The sequence below is a fragment of the Bacillus yunxiaonensis genome, from assembly GCF_037104695.1.
Classification (GTDB): Bacteria; Bacillota; Bacilli; order Bacillales; family Bacillaceae_G; genus Bacillus_A; species Bacillus_A yunxiaonensis.
In genome coordinates this window covers 994188-1017980 of record NZ_JBAWSV010000001.1, presented here as the reverse complement: position 1 = coordinate 1017980, position 23793 = coordinate 994188, and the positions used below count along the sequence as shown (strand labels likewise).

General features: G+C 35.2%; 27 protein-coding genes. 20 read left to right on the top strand and 7 right to left on the bottom strand.

Annotation, left to right across the window (positions count from 1 at the left end):
- The first annotated feature begins 64 nt into the window (after positions 1-64).
- The 5 genes from WAX78_RS05075 (at position 65) to WAX78_RS05055 (ending at position 5598) form a co-directional block, all read left to right on the top strand.
- Positions 65-1678 (top strand): long-chain fatty acid--CoA ligase, encoded by a 1614-nt coding sequence (locus WAX78_RS05075; RefSeq protein ID WP_336481167.1) that lies wholly within the window; start codon positions 65-67, stop codon positions 1676-1678.
- Between the two features lie 119 nt (positions 1679-1797).
- Positions 1798-2358, top strand: coding sequence for a biotin transporter BioY (locus tag WAX78_RS05070; RefSeq protein WP_336481166.1), 561 nt, complete (start codon positions 1798-1800; stop codon positions 2356-2358).
- Positions 2359-2397: 39 nt separating this feature from the next.
- Positions 2398-3861, top strand: coding sequence for an acyl-CoA synthetase (locus tag WAX78_RS05065; protein WP_336481165.1), 1464 nt, complete (start codon positions 2398-2400; stop codon positions 3859-3861).
- On the top strand, positions 3854-4939 hold the full coding sequence (locus WAX78_RS05060; RefSeq protein ID WP_336481164.1) for an acetyl-CoA C-acyltransferase: 1086 nt from the start codon (positions 3854-3856) through the stop codon (positions 4937-4939). The genes WAX78_RS05065 and WAX78_RS05060 overlap by 8 nt, the downstream gene beginning before the upstream one ends.
- A 71-nt stretch (positions 4940-5010) precedes the next feature.
- Positions 5011-5598 carry an HAD-IA family hydrolase gene (locus WAX78_RS05055; RefSeq protein ID WP_336481163.1) on the top strand — a complete coding sequence of 196 codons (588 nt, stop codon included), beginning with the start codon at positions 5011-5013 and terminating at the stop codon, positions 5596-5598.
- A gap of 19 nt (positions 5599-5617) precedes the next feature.
- Here the strand turns inward: WAX78_RS05055 and WAX78_RS05050 are convergent, their stop codons facing one another.
- Positions 5618-6826, bottom strand: coding sequence for an alanyl-tRNA editing protein (locus WAX78_RS05050; protein ID WP_336481161.1), 1209 nt, complete (start codon positions 6824-6826; stop codon positions 5618-5620).
- A 140-nt stretch (positions 6827-6966) separates the two neighbouring features.
- Here WAX78_RS05050 and WAX78_RS05045 point away from each other — a divergent pair, with 140 nt between their 5' ends.
- Positions 6967-7359: a hypothetical protein gene (locus tag WAX78_RS05045; protein ID WP_336481373.1), complete on the top strand. Its 393-nt coding sequence runs from the start codon at positions 6967-6969 to the stop codon at positions 7357-7359.
- Between the two features lie 87 nt (positions 7360-7446).
- Positions 7447-8679 (top strand): MDR family MFS transporter, encoded by a 1233-nt coding sequence (locus WAX78_RS05040; RefSeq protein ID WP_336481160.1) that lies wholly within the window; start codon positions 7447-7449, stop codon positions 8677-8679.
- A 235-nt stretch (positions 8680-8914) separates the two neighbouring features.
- Here the strand turns inward: WAX78_RS05040 and WAX78_RS05035 are convergent, their stop codons facing one another.
- Together WAX78_RS05035 and WAX78_RS05030 are read right to left on the bottom strand one after the other, a co-directional pair.
- Positions 8915-9298: an Hsp20/alpha crystallin family protein gene (locus WAX78_RS05035; protein ID WP_336481159.1), complete on the bottom strand. Its 384-nt coding sequence runs from the start codon at positions 9296-9298 to the stop codon at positions 8915-8917.
- A 148-nt stretch (positions 9299-9446) separates the two neighbouring features.
- Positions 9447-9593 carry a small acid-soluble spore protein P gene (locus tag WAX78_RS05030; protein ID WP_336481158.1) on the bottom strand — a complete coding sequence of 49 codons (147 nt, stop codon included), beginning with the start codon at positions 9591-9593 and terminating at the stop codon, positions 9447-9449.
- 206 nt (positions 9594-9799) lie between these two features.
- Between WAX78_RS05030 and WAX78_RS05025 the strand changes: the two genes are divergently transcribed.
- Together WAX78_RS05025 and WAX78_RS05020 are read left to right on the top strand one after the other, a co-directional pair.
- A complete protein-coding gene (locus tag WAX78_RS05025; protein WP_336481157.1) occupies positions 9800-10063 on the top strand; it encodes a hypothetical protein in 264 nt (87 codons plus the stop codon).
- Between the two features lie 91 nt (positions 10064-10154).
- On the top strand, positions 10155-10835 hold the full coding sequence (locus WAX78_RS05020) for a polysaccharide deacetylase family protein (RefSeq protein ID WP_461781921.1): 681 nt from the start codon (positions 10155-10157) through the stop codon (positions 10833-10835).
- A gap of 186 nt (positions 10836-11021) precedes the next feature.
- Here the strand turns inward: WAX78_RS05020 and sspO are convergent, their stop codons facing one another.
- Positions 11022-11171, bottom strand: a complete 150-nt coding sequence (gene sspO / locus WAX78_RS05015; RefSeq protein ID WP_098307008.1) for a small acid-soluble spore protein O — start codon at positions 11169-11171, stop codon at positions 11022-11024.
- A gap of 321 nt (positions 11172-11492) precedes the next feature.
- On the opposite strand from sspO, the gene acnA reads away from it, so the two are divergent.
- On the top strand, positions 11493-14216 hold the full coding sequence (gene acnA / locus WAX78_RS05010) for an aconitate hydratase AcnA (RefSeq protein WP_336481156.1): 2724 nt from the start codon (positions 11493-11495) through the stop codon (positions 14214-14216).
- A 624-nt stretch (positions 14217-14840) separates the two neighbouring features.
- Here acnA and WAX78_RS05005 read toward each other — a convergent pair.
- Entirely contained in the window at positions 14841-15197 is a 357-nt protein-coding gene (locus tag WAX78_RS05005; protein WP_336481155.1) for a hypothetical protein, read from the bottom strand.
- Between the two features lie 459 nt (positions 15198-15656).
- On the opposite strand from WAX78_RS05005, the gene WAX78_RS05000 reads away from it, so the two are divergent.
- Positions 15657-16133, top strand: a complete 477-nt coding sequence (locus WAX78_RS05000) for an SMI1/KNR4 family protein (protein ID WP_336481154.1) — start codon at positions 15657-15659, stop codon at positions 16131-16133.
- Between the two features lie 30 nt (positions 16134-16163).
- Here WAX78_RS05000 and WAX78_RS04995 read toward each other — a convergent pair whose 3' ends face one another.
- Complete coding sequence (locus WAX78_RS04995) at positions 16164-16523, bottom strand: DUF7668 domain-containing protein (RefSeq protein WP_461781920.1); 360 nt, start codon at positions 16521-16523, stop codon at positions 16164-16166.
- A 279-nt stretch (positions 16524-16802) separates the two neighbouring features.
- Between WAX78_RS04995 and WAX78_RS04990 the strand changes: the two genes are divergently transcribed.
- From WAX78_RS04990 to WAX78_RS04970, 5 genes are all read left to right on the top strand, one after another.
- Positions 16803-17390 carry an SMI1/KNR4 family protein gene (locus tag WAX78_RS04990; RefSeq protein WP_336481152.1) on the top strand — a complete coding sequence of 196 codons (588 nt, stop codon included), beginning with the start codon at positions 16803-16805 and terminating at the stop codon, positions 17388-17390.
- Positions 17391-17550: 160 nt separating this feature from the next.
- Positions 17551-17949: a hypothetical protein gene (locus WAX78_RS04985; protein WP_336481151.1), complete on the top strand. Its 399-nt coding sequence runs from the start codon at positions 17551-17553 to the stop codon at positions 17947-17949.
- Between the two features lie 226 nt (positions 17950-18175).
- Positions 18176-18802: an SMI1/KNR4 family protein gene (locus tag WAX78_RS04980; protein WP_336481150.1), complete on the top strand. Its 627-nt coding sequence runs from the start codon at positions 18176-18178 to the stop codon at positions 18800-18802.
- 59 nt (positions 18803-18861) lie between these two features.
- A complete protein-coding gene (locus tag WAX78_RS04975) occupies positions 18862-19182 on the top strand; it encodes a hypothetical protein (RefSeq protein ID WP_336481149.1) in 321 nt (106 codons plus the stop codon).
- Positions 19183-19230: 48 nt separating this feature from the next.
- Entirely contained in the window at positions 19231-19743 is a 513-nt protein-coding gene (locus WAX78_RS04970) for a HEAT repeat domain-containing protein (RefSeq protein WP_336481148.1), read from the top strand.
- Between the two features lie 43 nt (positions 19744-19786).
- Here WAX78_RS04970 and WAX78_RS04965 read toward each other — a convergent pair whose 3' ends face one another.
- On the bottom strand, positions 19787-20164 hold the full coding sequence (locus WAX78_RS04965; protein ID WP_336481147.1) for a DUF6262 family protein: 378 nt from the start codon (positions 20162-20164) through the stop codon (positions 19787-19789).
- Between the two features lie 226 nt (positions 20165-20390).
- On the opposite strand from WAX78_RS04965, the gene WAX78_RS04960 reads away from it, so the two are divergent.
- The 4 genes from WAX78_RS04960 to WAX78_RS04945 all read left to right on the top strand — a co-directional run bounded on the left by WAX78_RS04960 (position 20391) and on the right by WAX78_RS04945 (position 23733).
- A complete protein-coding gene (locus WAX78_RS04960; RefSeq protein ID WP_336481146.1) occupies positions 20391-21020 on the top strand; it encodes an immunity protein Imm33 domain-containing protein in 630 nt (209 codons plus the stop codon).
- A gap of 158 nt (positions 21021-21178) precedes the next feature.
- The gene (locus WAX78_RS04955; protein ID WP_336481145.1) at positions 21179-21994 is read left to right on the top strand and encodes an Imm26 family immunity protein; all 816 of its coding nucleotides are present in this window, start codon (positions 21179-21181) and stop codon (positions 21992-21994) included.
- A gap of 509 nt (positions 21995-22503) precedes the next feature.
- Positions 22504-22782, top strand: a complete 279-nt coding sequence (locus WAX78_RS04950; protein WP_336481144.1) for a hypothetical protein — start codon at positions 22504-22506, stop codon at positions 22780-22782.
- A 114-nt stretch (positions 22783-22896) separates the two neighbouring features.
- On the top strand, positions 22897-23733 hold the full coding sequence (locus WAX78_RS04945) for a hypothetical protein (protein ID WP_336481143.1): 837 nt from the start codon (positions 22897-22899) through the stop codon (positions 23731-23733).
- Positions 23734-23793: the final 60 nt, after the last annotated feature.

The following is a 23793-nucleotide window of genomic DNA, read 5'->3' as shown; positions in this document are numbered from 1 at the left end:
TAATTGTTTCGTTATGAAGTTGTTCAAAAAAATGAAAGCGTTTTTATAAAGGGGGACAAAAAACATGATGATGGATGTACCGTTAACAATTAGCTCAATGATAGAAAGGGCAGAGAAGTTATTTGCAAAGAAAGAAATTATTTCTCGTACACATAGTACAATTACACGCCTAACGTATAAGGAACTAGGGGGGCGAACGAGACGTTTGTCTAGTGCATTGCAAAAGCTAGGTGTAAAGCAAGGAGAACGAGTGGGCACACTGGCGTGGAATCATCATCGTCATGTAGAAGCATATTTTGCGATTCCTAGTATTGGAGCTGTACTGCACACAATTAACATTCGCTTATCTTCTCAACATATTTCTTATATTATCCAACATGCAGAAGACCGCGTTTTACTGATTGATGAAGATATTGTACCGCTTGTTGAGAGTATTCAAGAGGAATTATCAACTGTACAAGCTTATATCATCATGACCGATAAAAAAGAGCTTCCAGAAACTTCACTTCAACCTGCATACCACTATGAACAACTTCTTGAAGAAGGAAATCCTAATTTTCCGTTTTTAAAAGATATCGATGAAAATATGCCAGCTGGTATGTGCTATACATCAGCTACAACAGGTAATCCGAAAGGTGTCGTTTATACACATCGCAGTACTGTTTTGCATAGTATGTCGCTTGGACTTGCAGATACAACGGCACTTTCTGAAAGTGATGTTGCTATGCCGGTTGTTCCTATGTTTCATGTAAACGCTTGGGGATTACCATTTGCAGCAACATGGTTTGGATCAAAGCAAGTTCTTCCTGGACCGATGTTTACACCGAAGATTTTATTAGAAATGATGCAGGAAGAAAAAGTAACAATAGCAGCTGGTGTCCCAACAATTTGGCTTGGTGTTCTGCAAGAATTAGAAAAGAATCGTTATGATCTATCAAATATAAAACGAATTTTATGCGGCGGTGCAGCTGCACCGAAAAGTGTCATTGCCGCATTCGAACAAAAATATAATGTCCCATTTGTGCATGCATATGGGATGACAGAAACAAGCCCACTGGTCACACTTGCACGTTTAAAAAGTTATGAACGTGAATTACCATATGAAGAACAGCTTACGATTCGTGCGAAGCAAGGTTATTTAGTACCTGGTGTTGAAATGAAAGTTATTGGGGAAAACGGAGATGTAGCATGGGACGGACAAGAAATGGGTGAGCTATGTCTGCGTGCTCCGTGGATTGCGGCAAGTTATTATAGAGATGAACGAACAGCAGAGGGGTTTCGAGATGGGTGGTTATATACAGGAGATGTCGTTACGGTTGATGAAGAAGGATGTATTAAAATTGTGGATCGAACGAAAGATGTGATTAAAAGCGGGGGAGAATGGATTTCATCTGTTGACTTAGAAAATGCCTTGATGGCGCATGAAGCAATATTTGAAGCAGCTGTTGTTGCAGTACCGCATAAACAGTGGCAAGAACGTCCTGTTGCATGCATTGTCGTAAAACAAGGTAAGTCTGTTACAAAAGAAGAATTATATGACTTTTTAAAACCACAATTTGCAAAATGGTGGCTACCAGATGAGATTGTCTTTCTGAAGGAAATTCCGAAAACTTCAGTCGGAAAGTTTTTAAAGCAAGCACTTCGAAAAGAATTGGAGCAATATTATATAGAAGGTTGAAAGTAAATGTTAACTATATTTATATTATAGTTGACAATTTGAGAGGGGAAAGGTAACATATCACATGTGATATGTTACCTTATTTTAATTTATAGTTTACAAACAGGAGAAAACATAATATGAATACAAGAAATTTAGTTTTTGTAGCTTTATTTAGTGCTATTATGGCAGTGCTAGGATTTATACCGCCAATTGCGTTATCATTTACACCTGTACCGATTACATTACAATCACTTGGTGTCATGCTTTCGGGCGGTTTGTTAGGATCTCGTCTAGGGGCTCTGAGTCAACTCGTATTTTTACTTGTTGTAGCAGCGGGTGCACCGTTGTTAGCTGGAGGACGCGGTGGATTTTCGGTTTTTGTAGGACCAAGTGCCGGTTATTTAATGGGATATGTAATCGGAGCATTTGTTATTGGATATTTCGCAGAACGCCTTCGCAACGTAACATTTTTGAAATCATTTTTAATTAATATTATTGGTGGGATTTTCGCTGTATATTTCTTCGGTGTTATCGTACAAGCTTTTGTGATGGATATAAGTGTAGTGAAGGCAGCGAAATTAAGTGTTGTGTTTTTACCAGGAGATATATTGAAGGCTGTATTTGCAGCAATTCTTGTTACGAGACTACAACGTTCATTGAAACGAACAATTTATAGTACACATTATGAAACACGTTAAAACGTGTTTCTTTTTGTTATAGAAAAGGAAGTGGAATAGGTGGGAATTACAAGAACGTATGCAGCGCATGCTCAATATCAACCGAATAAAATTGCAATAAAAATAATAGATAGAGCAGTTACATACAAAGAGTGGCATCTATCTGTATGTCAAGTTGCCAATTGGCTTCACAAGGAAGAGTCAAGTAATAAAAAGATTGCGATTTTGCTTGATAATAGTGTGGAATTTTTACAAATCTTTGCTGGATCTGCTATGGCAGGCTGGATTTGTGTACCACTTGATCCAAAGTGGAATATTCATGAACTTGAGGAACGACTACAAATCGTACAACCTTCTATTATAGTTGTAGTACAGCATAAACGTAATCAGTTGCCTCAAACAAATAGTAAAGTATTTTCTATCAGTACGTGGTCTGAAAGATTAGCGAATATTTCTAGTACAGTAAATTATGTAGAAAAGGTAGAAGAGTTACCTTTTTATATGGGATTTACATCAGGTTCAACCGGAAAAGCAAAAGCATTCCTTCGTTCACAACAATCATGGGTAGAAAGCTTTGCTTGTAATGTTCATGATTTTCATATGAACAAAGATGATGCAGTATTGCTCGCAGGGACATTTGTTCATTCTCTTTTTTTATATGGTGCGATGAGTGCTTTATTTTTAGGACAAACGATACACATAACTGAAAAATTTATTCCAAGCCGTGTTTTTTCAATATTAGAAAACGAAGCTATTTCTGTTATGTACACAGTTCCGACAATGCTAGAATCCTTATACAAAGAAAAAAGAGTTATAGAACGAGAGATAAAGATTATTTCCTCAGGTGCAAAATGGGAAGCTGAAGCAAAGCAAAAAATAAAACAGGTCTTTCCAAAGGCAAAGCGATATGAATTTTATGGGGCGTCTGAATTAAGCTTTGTTACAGCACTATCACATCATGATAATGAAAATAAACCATCTTCAGTTGGAAGACCATGTCATAATGTAAAGATTAGTATTCGTAATGGGGACGGACAAGAAGTAAAGCAAGGAAAAGTCGGCACAATTTATGTGAAGAGTGAACAGTTTTTTATGGGGTATATAATAGATGATGCACCAATTTGTCACGTAACGAGTGATGGATGGATGACAGTTCATGATGTGGGATATGTTGATGAAGATGGATTTTTATATATTGTAGGACGAGAAAAAAATATGATTATTTATGGTGGGATCAATATTTTTCCTGAAGAAATTGAACGTGTATTGCAGATGCATCCAAATGTTGATGAAGCAGTAGTTGTTGGTAAGAAAGATATGTATTGGGGAGAAAAACCGGTAGTGCTGGTTAAAGGAGTGGTATCAAAACAAGAGCTGAAGGCATTTTGTTTTGGAAAGTTATCTTCCTATAAAGTTCCGAAAGAATGGTATTTGGTAGATGTAATTCCTCATACAAGCAGTGGGAAAGTTGCACGGGCAGAAGCGAAAGAAATTATTGAAAAACAGGAGTTTATGTATGAATAGAGCAGTAATTGTTGAAGCAAAACGCACCCCGATTGGAAAGATAAATGGGATATTTAAAGATTATTCTGTTGAAAAATTAGCGGCCCCTTTACTTACTTATATAAGTAAAGGTATCGAAAAAGAAATCGATGATGTTATATTCGGAAATGTTGTCGGGCCTGGCGGAAATGTGGCTCGGTTGTCGGCACTAGAGGCGGGTCTCCCGTATGCTGTACCAGGTGTGACGATTGATCGTCAGTGTGGAGCTGGACTGGAAGCGATTCGATTGGCATGCCATCTGATTCAGGGCGGGGCGGGAACTTGTTACATTGCAGGTGGAGCCGAAAGTGTAAGCACTTCACTATTTGAGAAACGAGCGCGCTTCTCACCTGAACATATTGGTGATCCTGATATGGGTGTTGCTGCAGAGTATGTAGCTGAGCGTTACGAAATTACAAAAGAGATGCAAGATGCGTATGCATGTTTGAGCTATAAACGAACATTAGCAGCATTAGAAAAAGGATATTTACAAGAAGAAATTGTACCAGTTTCTCATATTATAGGAGATGAAACGATTAAGTCTCGTATGAATTATGAAAGAATTATAAAACGAACACGCCCTGCCTTTTTACAAGAGGGAACAGTGACGGCAGGTAATTCATGTGGAGTGAATGATGGAGCGTGTGCACTTCTTATTATGAATGAAACGCAAGCGGAAAAGCTTGGTTATAAACCGGTGCTACGATTTGTGCATAGTGCCGTTGCTGGTGTAGATCCTCATTTTCCTGGTAGTGGACCGATATTTGCGGTACAAAAATTGCTACAACAGATGAATCTTACGATGGAAGATATTGATTGTATTGAAATGAATGAAGCATTTGCCTCTAAAATAGTTGCATGCGCGCGAGAGTTAAACATTCCGTATGAAAAATTAAATGTAAACGGTGGAGCGATTGCTCTTGGACATCCGTATGGTGCATCGGGAGCGATGCTTATGACAAGATTATTTTATCAAGCACAAAGAGAACAGATGAAATACGTGATTGCAACGTTAGGTATTGGCGGAGGAATTGGACTTGCACTTTTGTTTGAAGCGTAATATAAATGTTATCTAATGTTTTATAAATTAAGTATGTAAATCTTATTTGTCATTCAAAAAGGAGAATATACATGAATGCAAACATATTATGGGATTTTGATGGTACTTTAGTAGATAGTTATCGTGTATTTGTACGTATGTTTAAGAGAGTTATAGAAGAACACATACATGAGGATGAAATTATGAAACATTTAAAGATTTCATTTACACATGCAGTAAAATACTATGGATTATCACAACAACAAATTGATCAAATATTAGAAATGGAAAGGTCTTTACACCCATCGAAATATCAACCGTTCCCAGGAGTCGAAGAAGTATTGCAAAGAGCGAACTGTAATTGCATTGTGACGCATAATTCGAAACAAGAAGTGATACGAATATTAGAGCATTATGGATGGTTAAACTATTTTTCCGAAATTATTGGTTGGGAAGATGGATTTCCGAAAAAGCCTAATTCGGAAGCGTATATACATATGCATAAGAAACATTCTATTAATCTTGTTGTGGGGGACCGCGAGTTAGACCTTTTGCCTGCTAAAAAATTAGGAATCACAACATGTGCCTTTCAAAATTTAGCGATTCAAGGTGCAGATTATTATATTCATTCGTATCGTCAATTCCTTCATATTATGAAAGAGAAGAGTCTCCAAATGTAGTAGAAACGCAAGAAGCTATTTATGCTTCTTGCGTTTCTTTTTGTATATGAATGAGATGAGCTAAAAATGCTTCACCTGAAATGGTTGCTTTTCCGCCACCGCGCGCGCTTTTTTGATTCCCTCCACCTTTTCCTTCTATAAGGGGAAGAGCTGCTTTTAAAAGAGTATTCATGTTTTGTTCAACGGCTTTACCGCATGCGCAAATGCATTGTAAATTTTCACCGTTTTGTGTAACAAAATATGTAATGATATGTTCATCTTGCTCTGTAATGAGAGCTGCTAATTTAGCCAGTTTCTGCATAGAACGATCTGTAAAGTTAACTGCAATTTGTTTTCCAAATGAAGTTTTCTCTGCTTGTTGTAATAATTCATTTGCTTCTACAAGAATGAGTTTTTCGTTCGCTGCTTGCAGTGCTTTTTCATTTTCCTTTTGAGAAGAAAGGAGCTGATTTATTTTGTTTGGAATATCGTCTTCTTTACTATGTAATTGCTGGGCTGCACCTTTTACGAGAGCATGATTACGCTTCATAAGTTCAATTGTACGCCAGCCGCAAACAAATGTAAGACGAATGTTTCCTTTATGACGCTCCCAATTGATAATTTGAATTGGGCCGACTTCACCGGTTTGTTTTGGATGTGTACCGCCACAGCCGTTATAATCAAGATTTTCAATAATCACAACACGAATGTTTTCTGTTACAGTTGGTTCCTTACGAAGGGGAAGCTGTTTTGCTTCTTCTTGGTTTACCCATTGAACTGTAATGGGACGACTTTCAAAAACAATTTGATTAGCAAGGTAAGAAGCTTCTTCGGCTGTTTCTGAAGAAAGATCAGAAGTTTCCAAATCAATTGTTACGATTTCCCTTCCTAAATGAAAACCGATTGTTGGAATATTAAAATGGTCCCAAAATATAGCAGATAAAATATGTTGTCCAGCATGTTGTTGCATATGATCAAAACGACGTTTCCAAGAAACATATCCTGTTACATCATTTGTATGTATCTCTTCCGTAATGTAATGACGAATTTCTCCATCTATTTCTTCTACATTTATCACGGGAATTTGATTTAATTGCCCTGTATCATGTGGCTGACCACCACCGGCTGGATAAAAAGCTGTTTCTGTTAATACGACATATATATTACCATCGTTGTCACGTGCTTGTTTTGTAATTTGAGCTGTGAATGTTTGTAAGTATGCATCTTTGTAATATAATTTTTGGTTCACGTCTATACTCCTCTCAAATGTAACTATTTTCATTGTAAAACAATACGTATCACTTTCCTAATATTTCATAAGAAAAATTCTCTTTTTTAGAATTTTCTTGCTATAATAAGAAAAAGGGGAACATAACGGGGGTGGATGAAATGTTATATGAAAATGGTGTACGTAAACTGATTCATCTGAATACGAATATTTCTGAGATATACCGAGAATTGCATGAAATGACCCGTCATTTAACAGAATGTAACCGAGAAAGTGTCACATTTGATCGGTTGTATGTGAAAGAATTGCTATGGAAGAAAGAAGATGTAGTCGCTATGTATGATCAGTTGCTTATTCAAGTTTGTATTAATGAATGTTTTGATATGAAAAGTTGGATAGCAGGAGAATATAGCTACACACATGAAGAAGTAGAGAGTTGGGTAGCTGAGTTTAATAGTAAACATAATATAAATATTGAAGCAGAGGCAGTATTAAAAGAATTACAGTTTACATATGGTATTGATATGGAGCTAAAACGAACGGCTCGCGTTTAAGAAAACAAAAATCATGTTTTCAAAGGAAGCTGCTTTTCAGCTTTCTTTTTCTTTGTATTGTATTTGTAGATAGAGAAGGTGAAAGAGATGAAGGGGAAGTTACAACACATTCATCCTATCGGGATGACTATTATTATTGGAACATTATTTGCAAGGTTTGCAACATCAATGAGCATTCCGTTTTTAGCAATTTACTTGACGAATGCAAAAGGAATATCAGCAGGAGTTACAGGAGCAATTATTGGAACGAGCGCATTAGTAGGTGTATTTGCAAGTTTCATTGGCGGGAATTTATCAGATCGTTATGGGCGAAAAAAGATTATGCTAGCATCTATTATTGTTTGGATTTGTGTATTTATTGGATTTGGATTTGCAGAGCATGTTTTAGCATTTTTCTTACTAAATGCACTAAATGGGATGTGTCGTTCATTTTTTGAGCCAACGTCTCGCGCTTTATTATCCGATTTAACAAAGCCGGAGCATCGTTTAATGATGTTTAACTTGCGTTATGGTGCTATTAATGTTGGTGTTGCGATTGGGCCGCTTGTTGGTCTTCAGGTAGGAACTGCTGAATCAACAACACCGTTTTTTATAGCAGCTATTATGTATGCTCTTTATACAATTGTACTCGCATTACAATTTAGCAAGTATCACATTGGAGAAGAAAAAACAGAAAAGACAGAACGAGTTACTTTAATGGATTCCTTGCGCATTATAAGAAAAGACATTGTCTTTTTAGTTGCGTTAATTGGAATTATCATTAGTACAGCAGGATACGCACAGTTTTCATCAACGCTTTCTCAATATTTTGCGAACTCCCATCTGTTTGAAAATGGAGTGAAATTGTTTTCTTATGCATTAACATTAAACGCAATTACTGTAGTAGTCGTTCAGTACCCGCTCATTCAAGTTTGTAAAAAGTATACACCGCTCGTATCCATTATGATTGGTACATTACTTGTTAGTGTAGGATTATGTGGATTTGGATTTGCGGGATCAATGTGGGCTGTTTTCGTTTGTACGATCATATTTACAATTGGAGAAGTATTAATGTTTTCCATGACAGATGTGTTTATTGATCAAATTGCTGTTGCAAATTTAAAGGGAACATATTTCGGGGCAATGGGATTCTCAGGAATTGGAGCTGTTATTGGGCCATGGTTTGGCGGGCTTCTGTTAGATCATTACGGTTACCATAATGGTTTTACGATTTTTACAATTTTGGCGGTGCTTTCAATGCTTGCATTTCCGATTCTGTTGTTGACCAGAAGTTTGCTGCGTAAAAGAACGATAGAAGAAAAATGGGAAGCGCAAATGTAATACGCGTATGTACGAAATAAAGTTTTATAAATAAAGGAGGCTGATTATTTTAAGAATCAGTCTCCTTTTATTATTGCCAGTGCAATAGTAGTTTTAAGGTGTTAATCGCTTTCAAATCTTCCGGTACTTTCTGCTTTATCATGCTATTTGCGGGCAGTAATACCCCCATTGATGGCAATTTCACTTTATTTGCAGAAAGGATAATTCTTATCTCGTATGTTAGATTTGCATGTGACTATTCTGTAAAGAGGACAGTTTGTTCTGTTAATTGCGCTGTTTCTGTTTTCGAAATGTGAATGGTAAGAAGACCATTATCAAGATAGGCTAACATTTTTTTATATATAATATTGGCTGGTAAGAAAATCATATGCTGTAAGGCAGAGTTGTTACAAAATATGTTAATTTGTAGGCCTGTCTCCATCTTTTTAATCAGAATATTTGGCTCAACTATGTTCGGAATATCGGCTTCTAAAATATATTCTTGTTCTGTTTCAAAAAGGTCAATGTGAATACCGTTTGGAGAGGGAGAATTTGCGTATAAATCGGAGCAAAATTGATTCATCCATTCTTCAAAGCCATCAACATGAAAAAGGCAGTCTTTTTTCTTTTTCTTGCCCATCGTAAGAAAACCTCCATAAAATTTCATTCATATTACGATATTCACTTTGAAAATAGAGGTGAAAAAGAAAGGGGAAATGTGCTTAAAAATAAGAGAAGATATTAGAAATATATGATAAAAAGACAGTGCGCATGCACTGTCTACTTTGTTACATATCGTGGTGAGCATGATTTTTTTGGCGCGAATGTTTTTGGTTCTTTACTTTGTGTGATCCGCTTAACGGTTCTGGTTGACCACCAGAAACTTGTCCTTGCGGAGAATTTTTACGAATGGATTTGCTGTTGTTTTTCTCCATTATAATACCCCTCTTTTTCTTGAGCTCTAGCGGTTATTTACATGAACGATAGAGCTCGATTAGCGAAATGAATTAGCTGAAGGAAAGTACCAAGTCTAAAATTCCGCTCTATATTAGGATGAGAAAACTTCATAAATTTATACGAGAATGTTTTTTGAGGTAAAGGTAAAAGATAATGGAGAGTAATAATAGAAAGGGGAATTATTATGCCGTATCATAAAGATAAGCAACAAGCATTTCAAGCTGCACAGCAAGGAACAGTGGATGCAGAAAATGTATATAACAACATTGTAAAAAATGATCCAAATTACGCACAGGATTTAAAACATTTACGTCAAGAAGTGCATGAAGCATATGAACAAATTCAAAATGCATTAGAAGTTGCTTCTGAAACACAGCGAGAGCGATTGCAACAATATGAACAAGATTTGCAACATATTATGCAAAATGTGGAGGAAGTGCGTGATTAATAGGTTGTTGAGTAGTCTCAGCAGCCTTTTCACATAAGACGAGCTAATGATGATGAAAGAAAAATGTATTATAATTATTTGTTTTATTGTTATGTTAAGTATGATAGGAATTGAACATGTTGATGCAAAAATGTTAATGAGAAAAGAGTTAGAACCAACTGGTCACGTAACATGGGAAGTACCAACGAATGAAAAAATAATAGCAATAACATTCGATGATGGCCCGGATTCTACATATACACCTGAAATTTTAAAGATATTACACCAATACAATGCTGAGTCAACTTTTTTTATGATTGGATTCCGAGTTAAGCGTAATCCATATTTAATTGAACAGGTGTTAAAGGAAGGGCATGAAATTGGTAATCATACAATGAATCATTTGTATGCACGCAGTACAGCAGGACAAAGACTCGAAAATGATATTCTAGAGGGAAAACGGTATTTGCAAAAATGGGTAGATAAACCTCTTCTTTTTCGTCCGCCTGGTGGATATATTAATGAATCCGTATTTAAAACGGCAACAGAAGCAGGATATGAAATTGTATTATGGTCTTGGCATCAAGATCCAAGAGATTGGTCTAATCCTGGAAAGGATAAGATTGTAAATCAAGTTCTAAATAATGCGAAGAGTGGTGATATTGTCTTATTGCATGATGGCGGAGGCGATAGAAGCCAAACTGTCGAAGCATTAAAAGAGATTTTACCAGCTTTGCAAAAACAAGGGTATCGATTTGTGAAAGTATCGGAGTTATTGAAGTATAAGCATTGAAAAATCCCAAAAGATAATCTTTTGGGATTTTGTTTTATCCCGCATTAAAGGGCAGTTATCCCTCACCTCAAGATTCAAAGAGAAACGAGGAAGATAGGTGAGAGATAACTGCCAGTAAAAGCCCGATTGGTGAGAGCTTTCCATTAGTGTGGGGGATGAAAAACCCCCACTGATGGAAGTTTCACTTTATTGATTTTTTTTACGTTTTTTATTGTTTTGACGCTGAGCTGCTGTTAATGGCTCATTCGAAAATTCCTCATTATATCCTGTACCTTGTCCTTGTGCAGAGGCTGCGTTCATTCCTGGAATGACATGATTTGCTTTACGTTTTCCCATTATGATTCCCCCTAATATTTTTTGGCTTGGAAATTTGATTGAGAATGAAAATAAAACTAACCATAAGAACCTAGATAGTTCAATTTTTATAAAGAAAAATGCTTTCTAAAAAGCAGTTTCACTTTATAAAAATAGTATCTGTTAACCGGTAATTTAATATGCAGCAACGAAGTTATAAAGAAAACTTATGAAAAACTATAAGTTTCTTCTTATTTACTTATCCATTAAGTTGTAATAATATATTATCGTAAGGTATTGAAAAGTTTGTCTACATTTTATATTCAGACAACTTCAGTCACGTTTAACAGGGGGGTAACCATAATGGTAAAACACAATCCATTTCAAACTCGCGCAACATTTGAAGTAGATGGAAATACGTATCATTATTATCGTTTGAAAGCACTTGAAGATGCAGGGGTAGGTAATGTTTCTAAGTTGCCTTATTCAATTAAAGTGTTACTTGAATCAGTACTTCGTCAAGTTGATGGCCGCGTTATTAAAGAAGAACATGTTGAAAATTTAGCGAAATGGGGAACGAAAGATATTCAAGATATCGATGTACCGTTTAAACCATCTCGTGTTATCTTACAAGACTTTACAGGAGTTCCAGCTGTTGTTGATTTAGCTTCTCTTCGCAAAGCAATGGCAGATATGGGCGGAAATCCTGATAAAATTAATCCGGAAATTACAGTTGATCTTGTTATTGACCACTCTGTACAGGTTGATAGAGCGGGTACGCCAGACGCGCTTCAATTTAACATGGACTTAGAGTTTAAACGTAATGAAGAGCGTTATAAATTTTTAAGCTGGGCACAAAAATCGTTTGATAACTACCGTGCAGTTCCACCGGCAACAGGTATCGTTCACCAAGTAAACCTTGAGTATTTAGCACCAGTTGTTCATGCAGTGAAAAATGCTGAAGGTGAACTTGTTGCATATCCAGACTCATTAGTAGGAACGGATTCTCATACAACAATGATTAACGGAATCGGTGTTCTTGGATGGGGCGTTGGTGGTATTGAAGCAGAAGCTGGTATGCTTGGGCAGCCATCATACTTCCCAGTTCCAGAAGTAATCGGTGTGAAATTAACTGGTACACTTCCAAGTGGTACAACAGCAACAGACGTTGCATTAAAAGTAACACAAGTATTACGTCAAAAAGGTGTAGTTGGAAAATTTGTTGAGTTCTTTGGAAGCGGTTTACAAAGCATGCCATTAGCTGACCGTGCAACAATTTCTAACATGGCACCAGAATACGGTGCAACTTGCGGCTTCTTCCCAATCGATGATATTTCATTAGATTACTTACGTTTAACAGGCAGAAGCGAAGAGCAAATTCGCATCGTTGAAGAATATTGTAAAGCGAACGGCTTATTCTATACAGCTGATAGCCAAGATCCGATCTATACAGATCTTGTTGAAATTGACTTAAATACAATTGAGTCTAACCTTTCTGGTCCAAAACGTCCACAAGACTTAATTCCTCTTTCTAACATGAGAGATGAGTTCCGTAAAGCTGTTGTGGCACCGGTTGGTAACCAAGGATTCGGCTTCTTAGAGCAAGAATTTGATAAAGAAATGAAAGTTGTATTACAAGATCAAGAAGTAACGATGAAAACAGGTGCAATTGCAATCGCAGCAATTACAAGCTGTACAAATACATCTAACCCATATGTGTTAATTGGTGCAGGCTTAGTTGCGAAAAAAGCAATTGAAAAAGGAATGAAAGTACCTGGTTACGTAAAAACATCATTAGCGCCAGGATCTAAAGTTGTTACAGAATACTTAGATAAATCAGGATTAACAGCTTACTTAGATCAATTAGGCTTCCAAACAGTAGGTTACGGTTGTACAACTTGTATCGGTAACTCTGGTCCATTAGCACCAGAATTAGAAGAATCTATTGCTGCAAATGACTTATTAGTAACATCTGTCCTTTCTGGCAACCGTAACTTTGAAGGTCGTATTCATCCACTTGTAAAAGCAAACTATTTAGCATCTCCACCACTAGTTGTGGCGTATGCACTTGCTGGTACAGTTGATATCGACTTGAAAAATGATGCAATCGGTAACGATGCAAACGGTAACCCAATTTACTTTAACGACATCTGGCCAACAGCGGCAGAAATCGAAGAAGTTGTACAAAATGTTGTAACTTCTGAACTATTTAAGAAAGAATATGCACAAGTATTTAACAGCAACGAACGCTGGAATGAAATCCAAACTTCAAACGAAGCTTTATATACTTGGGATAATGATTCAACATATATCCAAAACCCGCCGTTCTTCGAAGGGTTATCAAAAGAGCCAGGTGAAGTGGAAACACTTTCAGGACTGCGCGTAGTTGGTAAATTTGGCGATTCTGTAACAACAGACCACATTTCACCAGCTGGATCTATTGGCAAAAATACACCAGCAGGCCGTTACTTATTAGAAAATGGTGTGCAGCCAGTTGACTTCAACTCTTACGGTTCTCGCCGTGGTAACCATGAAGTAATGATGCGCGGTACATTTGCGAACATTCGTATTAAAAACCAAATCGCTCCTGGCACAGAAGGTGGATTCACAACATACTGGCCAACAGGTGAAGTGACATCTATCTATGATGCTGCAATGAAATACAAACAAGACGGAACAGGTCTTCTTGTTATCGCTGGTAAAGATTACGGTATGGGAAGCTCACGTGACTGGGCTGCAAAAGGTACAAACCTTTTAGGCATTAAAGCAGTTATCGCAGAAAGCTTCGAGCGTATTCACCGCAGTAACCTTGTATTAATGGGCGTATTACCACTTCAATTTAAAGATGGTGAAAGTTCAGAAACATTAGGTCTTACTGGTCAAGAGTCATTTGAAATTCAAATTGATAAAACAGTAAAACCACGCGACCTTGTAAAAGTTGTTGCGACTGACTCAGAAGGAAACGAAAAACAATTTGAAGTAGTAGCACGCTTCGATAGCGAAGTAGAAATCGACTACTACCGTCACGGTGGTATCTTACAAATGGTTCTTCGTGAAAAGTTAGAAGAGTCTAAGGTATCTAACTAAGTTGTAGATTTACTAGTTCTAAATGAACAATAATTAAGTATACCGTTACAAAGTTAGGTATACTGGATTGAATAAAGTGTTTAATATAATCATTCGTTATTCGGTATTAAAATTCAATTTCTATCAAAAAAAGGGAAGACGTCGAAAAATCGTCTTCCTTTTTTGATTGTGAATTATTTTTGAGTAATGGGTTTTTGATTCCATAAATCCGATATCGAAATTTTATTTAAACTAATGGCTCTGTTAAATTTTATTGTTGATTTTTAGTCAAATATAAAAGCCGATGTTTTACATCGACTTTTTTGAGTAATTTCTTCAACTCACGCACCTGTTAGTTTAACAAGCAAATTGTAAAATTCCTCTTAACTTTAGTCATTTTCATAAGGAAGAATTTCTCCTCCCCAATTACAGTAAAAACAATCTATTCCCCACCCACTAACAGGCACAATTACTTCATTTTCTTTTCTTTCATTAAAAATAAGTCTTGTAAATGGGTGAAGATAGAATGATTCATCAACAAGTTCCTTACCACAATTAGCACAAAACTTTTAGATTTCTTGTTAAACTAATCTGCTCCATTAGTTTAACAAAAAATCAGCAACATTCTTTAACGAAGCCAAATATTTAAATAAATTTAACCAGTTCTGGATTTAATGCGACAAAATGAGGCATCCAACAATCCGAATTCTCAGTACCAATTTCGTGGTTATTCAAGCAAACCCGATTTATACCATCTAAACCATCATAACCACAACATCCGTTTAATCTACTATCATCTGAATGGTAGTTTGAATTGGTTAAATCCTTAATATTGATAATGATTAAGCCTTTCAGTTTTATACCTGCTTTTCCGTCACCAACTATAAAAAAACCTTCAGGAATATAATCTTGACCATCATTTTCATTAAGAAAGTTTAAATCTTCTAGCTCAGTCACTTCCTTAGAAATCTCTATTTTACAAGTTTGACAAATCAACTTCATACTAGGGTCCCCTTTTTAAACCTAATAGTTTCTTCGATTATACCATAGCTTTAATTTTTCTTTTATTGAGCTAATCTGATCCGTTAATTTAATGAAAAATCAACAGCAGTGTTTAACAGAGCCAAACTAATAAATCTCTCTGACCCCAGTCAAATTCCTTTAAACCATGCTTATAAGCCATTTTCACAAAGAGGGCAACTTTGGGCACCACGTCAGTTACCGCTTGTGGTACAGGAAGAGATTCGAAAGCAAATGTATCAATAAAAGGGGATTCTCGCGGGATTGTATTTGATACGAAAATAGAAACTTAATGACTATCGGCAAGAATTTGTAAAAAATGTTGATCTTCTTCTGCTAACGAAGCAGAATAGTGCAAGAAAGTAAAAAATATGATTTGTAGCGAGATCATAATGTGTATATACTCAATACATCTTCTATCTGAAATGTGGAGGCAAAAAAATGAGTTGGGACAATTATAAGAAAGCGATTACTTTAATGGAGGAATATGAAGACGAATGTGATTTTGTGGGAGAGCACTCTGAGGATGTAGTAAAGAAAGCCGAGCAGGCTTTAGGACTTCGATTTTCAAATACGTATCGTGATTTTGTAAAAAGGTATGGTGCAGGTAACTTTGGTGGTGAAGAAATATATGGCGTTATCGGAGAAGACTTTGAAAACTCATCTGTTCCAGATGCCATTTGGGTTACCCTCACGGAACGTAAAGAATGGAATCTTCCTCAAAATGTAGTAGTCATCGCTGATACAGGGATGGGTGAATGGTACTGCTTGGATTTTAACCAATGTAATGCCGAAGGAGAGCCGCCTGTAATTACCTATGACTCTGGACTTGAAACAGATGAGCGAACGTATGATAGGATTGCAAATGACTTTGGTGATTTCCTGTTGTCATTAGTAAAAGAAGAAGTGGATTGCTAAACTTAAAACAGAGGAGGCTGACCTCCTCTGCTACATAACATCTAAATCGCGCAATTTGACTGTAAGGGTGTCATTTTCTTTTTTTATAACATCAAATTTTAACCATAAATCGCTTTGTTCATTGTCGTAATACAAAACCATCTCACCTTGGTAATTTGGTGGCGGTTCGTATGCGACCTCGTAAATGTCAATTTCATCTTCCCAGTTTTCATAGGTACTATCAGGGGGATATGTCATTGTACCTGGGTACGCATCCAATTCCTCCAAAATTTCTTCAACTGTCATAAGAGAACGACCTGTAGATATAATCTCTGAGATATTTCCTCTTACTAAGTCATTTATTAATTCTTTTAATTGAACTACTACCTGTTCCTTTATATTCTTTGTCACCAAGTATATCGCTCCTATTTTATAATAACTTCTATACTTAAAGAAAAGATCGTCCTACATTAGCATTTTATCACAATACATGAATTGGATAAGCCAGAAATCTTTGTTTGTATCGTTATTACGAGGCTTAATAACATATAAAAATTGAAATTAACTGGAATATTGGTCGAGGTATTTGATTTTTATATTATTAATATGCAATTCTATAGTTTCTAGATTGTAGGTATTTGCTATGCTAAAATTGTGACAGTGTAAGTTAGAGGAGATGAACATGTTGATATGGTGATAGAAAAACTCTTAGATAAAGTCAATGAATTTCAAGGACCCATTGAAAATTTTAAACTCACTGGATTAACACTTATATATGTATCGCAAGAACTAAAAAATAATAAGGATATTGTTTTTCCAGACAATGTTGTATATGCCTTTTTTAAAGGAGTAAATGATGATTTTATCAGTGAGATAGAGAGAAAAAATAATATGAAATTACCTCTTGTCTATAAAAATTTAGTGAAAATATGTAATGGTTTTTCATTAGGATTAGGATATGGCGTATTCTATGGTTTACCAACTAGATTGTGGAAAGGTGTATCTTGGAAAGAAAAGCCGTTTTTAGCAGATGACGTGATAGAAGAAAACAAGAATGCACCAAAAAAGATTACAAAACGTTTTTTTGTAATTGGGAGAAATTTTTCAACAGGCGATTGGTTAGGTATAAAAGACAATAAAATGTATCTTATTAATAAATTCGGCAAGCAATTACAAGAAATTGATTTTTACAATGTTTTTATTCAAATTATAGAAGATTGTAATAATCAACCAGAAAAATTAGGTGAGTATATAAAAGAACTTTATAAAAATGTATAATGATAAGCTTATCACAAGATGTATAGAATCAAGGATAATCAAGTTACCTCCGATAATAAGATGGCATGTAAACTTCGTATGAATAGGATATGCAATCATTTATGGACAAAGAATCAGTTAAAGTTAATATAATAAGTCTTTCTATAAGGGAGTATTAACAATGGATGCCAAACAGGCCTTTTTATTGGAATTACATAACATTATTAAAGAATACTCGATGGTTGGAAACCAATTAACAAATCCATCAAAAGAATTAATGTGGGAAGAGTTTAATCTAACAAAAGAAGAATTTGAAGCTTTACAATCTCAATCTTTTACACCTGAAAGCATTACTGCAATTGAAAAAATAGTGCGTTATAACATTATGGGTGCGTTCCATGATGCTTTAAGTTTACTTGATGGAGTAAGTGATCCGACCATAGCAAATATGGAAGAGGTATGGGTTGGTTTAAAACTAGAGGAAAAACAAGAAGATGAGGAAGAAGAGGAACTGTTTTTACACGATAAGTTGTATGAATCATATTGGGAATGGTTAGATGTACAAAAAAAGAGTAAATAGTTACTTCTAATAACGTTATTTATTGTGAACAAAAGGTGTTTTTGCGTCTAGAAAACACCTTTTCGGTCTACGATTTTTTAAAGCAGTCTAATATTTTTTCCTATGTAGTGTTGAATCACACTTTCATAACTTCACATATATAGAGTATTCATTAAAAACTTTAATACAAGGAAGCTTTACCATGATAATCTAATCTTATAAATACATAATAAAGAAAGGACCAGCTATGTTGAACAGTCAAAAATGGATTAATAACTGGAACGAAACGTTTCATCAAATAGAAAAAATTAAAGGGGAGATTGAATCTTTCGTTGTTGAAAAATCAGCAACAGAAGAAGAAATTAAATTAATAGAGCAACAATTAGGTTATTCTCTTCCTGTTAGCTTCAAAGAGGTTTTGGTGAATTTTTCAAAGCAAGTAGAGCTTCGATGGTCCTTTCCAGATAAACTTTCTATACCAGTTGAATTCGATGCTATCTTTGCAGGTGAACTATGTTGGAATTTAGATTCGATTGAGGATTTAACAGAAGTTGCAGATAGCTTAAAGGATGTAGGGGATAATTATGGTGAGAATTTACGACAAAAATTAGCGTTCTATACCGTTACTAACGGTGATTATCTTGCTTTAGACTTGAATTCTAATAGCGAAGATGCAGCTGTTATCTACTGGGATCACGAAGAAGATTCAGTCACTTATGTAGCAGATAATTTTATCAAATTTATTGAAAAGTTTACTGATTTGCATTTAATTGGGGCTGAGATCTGGCAATGGGAAATCTTTATAGATCCAAAGGGCATAAATACAGATAGTGAAATAGCACAAAAATGGAAAAGACTCTTCATGGAACTTTAAAACATAGGCCCTGTTAACTCTCGATAAAATATCATAAATCATTAAGTGAGGCATAAACCGTGTCAGTAACATTTTACATAGCTAATACTAGAGAAGAAGTTGATCATGCTAAATATGGGGTTTATCTGGAAGATGAAGTGCATGATTATCTTTGGAAAAACGCAAAAGACGTTCGTCATAATTTAAACTTGCTAATTCATTTGGATCCTTATGACAATAAACAGTTTAATGTACATGAAGTAAAGCGGCTGAAAAGAATATGTGAAATTCTTATAAAAAATTATAATGAACTTGATATTGCACAGTTTTCTAAAGAGTTATTTGCTTTATGTGTAGAAGCATTAAAAAATGATTGTTTGGTATATGCATTAGGAGATTAATTTAAACTTCCGATAACGGGAAATATGGACACAATAGGGGGGAATTTAATGAATCGAGAACAAGCACTTCAGGTACTTAAGAAATACTCTCCTATGCCTGATGACGAGGATTTAACTGAAGAAATGATAGATGAGTATGCAAGCGCAATTACATACTTCGAGGACAATCCCCATCCGAGCTGTATAGAACCTATCATGATGACCTTTAGTTTAGATGATTGTTATGGTGTATACGAACATGCAACATGTGTACTACGTGAATTTAGTAATGATGAGGTAGTTCCACACTTAATTAGAGCCATGCAGGATAAACATGAAGGGAGAAAATATTGGGGAACAGAATTAGCTAAATACTTTCCAGATGTAAGATTAGTTAGTTCTTTATTGACCTGTATTGACGATTCAAACGATGAAATTCGAGGATATGCAGTTTACGCATTAAGCAAGATTGGTGATAAATCAGTTTTGCCTATATTACATAATAGGTTATTAAAGGAGTATGACGAAGAGGTTTGTGAGGAATTAAAACAAACTATCTCGAAACTAGAAAAAATCAAATGATTTTCGATAACGCTAATTATGATTTATCAAAAAACACGGCACATTATTTGTCGGGCGTGTTTTCGTATGTTTGATACAAGGGCGTCATCAAATGTGCATTTTGTTCTTCGAGAACTTTTATTTTTTGAAGAAATTTTCGAATTTGCGTGCGATATTGTTCTTCGATAAGACTGTATTCATCGAGGGGTGAATCGTAATCGTACTGTTGTTTTCGCAGGCTATCGATTTGCTGAAACAACTCTTCGTTGCGGTACAGATAGGACTTGGAAACACCAGAGCGTACGGAGACCGCATGAAAGTTAACGGCACGATTTTCTCGAAACAATCCTTGAATGGCGTGATGGACACGAGCGGCTGCTTCTAAACTTTTCTTTCGGTTATACGCTTGTACACCCGCTGTGTTTCGATGTTGCTGGGACATGGTACTCCTCCTATGAAATGAGATGAAAGAACGTATGTTCTCATTTAATTGTAAGGAAGAGTTGGAGAAGATGCAACGGGGTGTTACAGTAGTCGCTGTGAAAAATGTAATAATAAAGGATGGTGGTATGATCCAAGTACTGTTTACCATGGCGTAAAAGTTTTATACAATAAACAAACAAATAAATAAAATTTAATTTTTGCAATTTCGAGGGGAGACAAAAAGGATGTCCTGGTATTTAGATAATGTTTACGAGCTAAACAAAGAATCGCCATATACATTTTACGTTCCTAGTTCAGAGGTATTGGACAAATTAAAAGTTGGGGATTTGGTAAAGTTAATCTTCGTAACTAAGACAGAAGAAGATGATGGATTTAGTGCTGAAAGAATGTGGGTTGAAATCACCCAAATAAACGAGAAGAAATTTGTAGGGAACCTGGACAATGAACCCTATCGTTTATCGTTAAAAAGAGGCGATGAAATTTCATTTGGAGTTGAAAACATATGCGATACGGAATATGAGGACTCAACTTCATGTGATTGGGATTTTTATTTTGACACTCAGGTAACTGTTAGTGATGATGTTCTTGAAAAAAGAGAATTTAACTTTATGCTTAGAGATAGTTCAAGAGAAGAAGGCGACTCTGGTTGGTCAATATTAAGTGGCTATGAAGATGATGACTATCTATGTGATCCTGAAAACTTTCATATTATTTCTATTGGAGTAATCCTGAATATGGACGATTCCATTTTAGAATTTATTCAAGAACCGCCTTTATGTGCATACGAAAGAAATGATAAAGGAGAATTTTATAAAATTAATGATTATAATTGGGATGCTTATTTAAATGGATAATGTAAAAACGGATAGACAAAGGAGTGAAAATCATTCCTTGGTTAGAACAAGTTTTCTCCCAAAAAATATCATTGCTTTTTTTGTGTCTAAAAGGTACTACATGTTAACTTTTAAAGAAAATAAGTATATATATTATTTTTTGGGGAGGTGAATTAGATATGACTGTCCGATTAGGTAAAATAGATATTTTTCTTCCAGATGCAACATCCTCATACTTTTTTATTGTCGAAGACTTAGCAGGGATATTAAAAGGTGAAACAAACTACGATGCATTAAAACAGTTTCGTAAAATGCTTAGAAACGAGATAGAAAAAGATTTATACAAGCGTATCGATTTTGGTCAAGATTCAAGTGAGGTAGTAATTCGTACTACTAATGCTCTTACTATACTTAAGATCGCTGTAATTATTAATGGATTTATTAATGTTACGATTTCAGAAGAAGAAATGACAGAAACCGAACAGAAGCTCCTTTCTCACAAACGCCCTAAAAAACAAAAGTGGAAAGTGGGAGACATATTTTTGCTTAATCTTAGTAATGGTACATATGGGTTTGGACAAGTATTATGGAAACCTTTTGGTAGTCCCGTTTGTGGGCTATTTGATTTAAATACAGAGACTATTCCAACTGTAGAAAAGGTTTCAAATCATTCTTTTATCTCCGTATTAACATTACTCTCTAGTTCATTAGACAAGGGTGATTGGAAGGTGATTGGCAATGCAGATGTAAGGATTGATGTAGAGAAGGTTCCTTGGCAACATCGTGGATTGGATGTTACTGGTTCAATGAGTTATAGTGACGGTATTCTTCTTGAGTTAGCAAATGCTTATTACGGACTTTTTCCGTGGAACGTTTTCTATGAGGAAGATTATTTTGACAAAATTTTATTATCGCCATTTAAACGTCCTAACATTGCAAAAGTTTTATCACCAATAGAAAGGGAAGAATATAGAAAAGAGAAGAAGTGGAATTAAGAATAACACGGTAGCCCAAACTATCGTATTAATTTTTATCTTAAATAAATAATAGCATCAATGGTGAGCTTTTTATATTTTTGTAATACGTATGTTTATGCAAATGTAATTGAATGTGGAATGATTAGGTTGTGTTAGTAACACTTATTTTTGTCACATATATTAAAAATTGAAAAAATTCCAGTAACACTATTTTTTGTAACAAATAAAAAAACCGCCATCTAATGATGCGGGTTTGTGGATTTCGTAGTAACGGTTATTTTTGTAACTGCCCATAGTTCTCAATGAACAATATTTTGTATAAGAATTGATTTTTACCCAAAAAGGAAGATGACACAAGTCATCTTCCTTTTTATAATTGCGAATCATTTTTGGATCGTTTTGCTTGTTGTAGTCGGATATCCTTAGATGGCTTGCGATTTCATATATCAATATCGGAATCTTGTCTCTGGATTATCGCCTGAAACTGAAGATCAAAATAAAAATGAATGAAACTATCTAAAGATAGATTGCCTTATATCGTAAATGAATTACACAGCAATAAAATGTTCTTTTGTTATAAAACCATTGACTATACAAACCAAACGAACGAAGATACAGGCGAATTCACAGCTGATTACAAACGCAATAAAATGTGTGCTGGAGCAATGATATTCCTAGAAAAACAAAACACACCTAACAGACTAATGGAACTTGGTAAGAGAGCTGGCTACTTATCTAAAGATGAGCTTCTTAAACATAAAGACTGCGTTATCGATTCACTCGATGAACGAGAAATTTGCGAATAAAAGACCAAAAACTCTAACTCATTCGTGGTTTAAAATACCGATGAGCTGGAGTTTTTCTCATTGCTATATATATCTAAATAAAATAAAATATAGATTGTGAAAGGGGTTATACATGTGAAAAAAGTTATGGCGATGGTTTTAGGCTTGTTAATTGTAGCAAGTGGTTGTAGCTCGAAAGTATATGATGAGCAAATTGATTTAGGTGGAAAGGCAATAGAAAAAGGTGAATATGCAGATGCTGTGAATTCTTTCGAAAAAGCAGCAAAAGAAAAATCAACAGACGAAATCCAGAAATACATTCGATTAGCAAATGATATGCAAGATAGCGCTTCTGCATTAAAAGATGAAAAATACGAAGTGGCAATTGCAAACGCTGAAAAAGTTACTAAAGAAAAAACGGATGATAAAATATACAAATCTGCAAAAGAACAAGCAGATAAAATCATCAAAACTGCTAAGGATTCACAAGAACAAATGGAATCAGCAAAGAAAGAAATTCAATCAGGAAAAGATTTGTTAGGTCAACAAAAATATGATGAAGCCTATCAAACTTTCAAAACAGTAGCCGAAAGAAAAGAACCACAACAACTTGTAAAAGAAGCAACAACTTTAATGAATGAAGCAGTTACAGCGAAAAAACAGCATGAAGATGAACAAGAAAAGGCAAGAAAAGAGAAAGCAGAAAAAGAACAGGCTGAACAGAAAGCAAAAGAAGAAAATAAGAAACAGCAAGATACAAGCGGAAATACAGGTATTTTAACAAAAGAAGAAGCTGTAAATCTTGTACGTATTCAATATAATGTACCAGCAAGTGTGGCAGTAGAATATGATCATGACGACGAAAATGGTAATTATGTCATCCATGTGTATGAATCTCACCCAGACCATACAGCTACATTGGGATGGTATGCTGTAAATCCGAAGACGAAAAAAATACATTCGACATTATAAGATACTAGCAAATTATAAAATTGAACAAAGAGAAAAATACCAACAAAAGACTTCTATTAA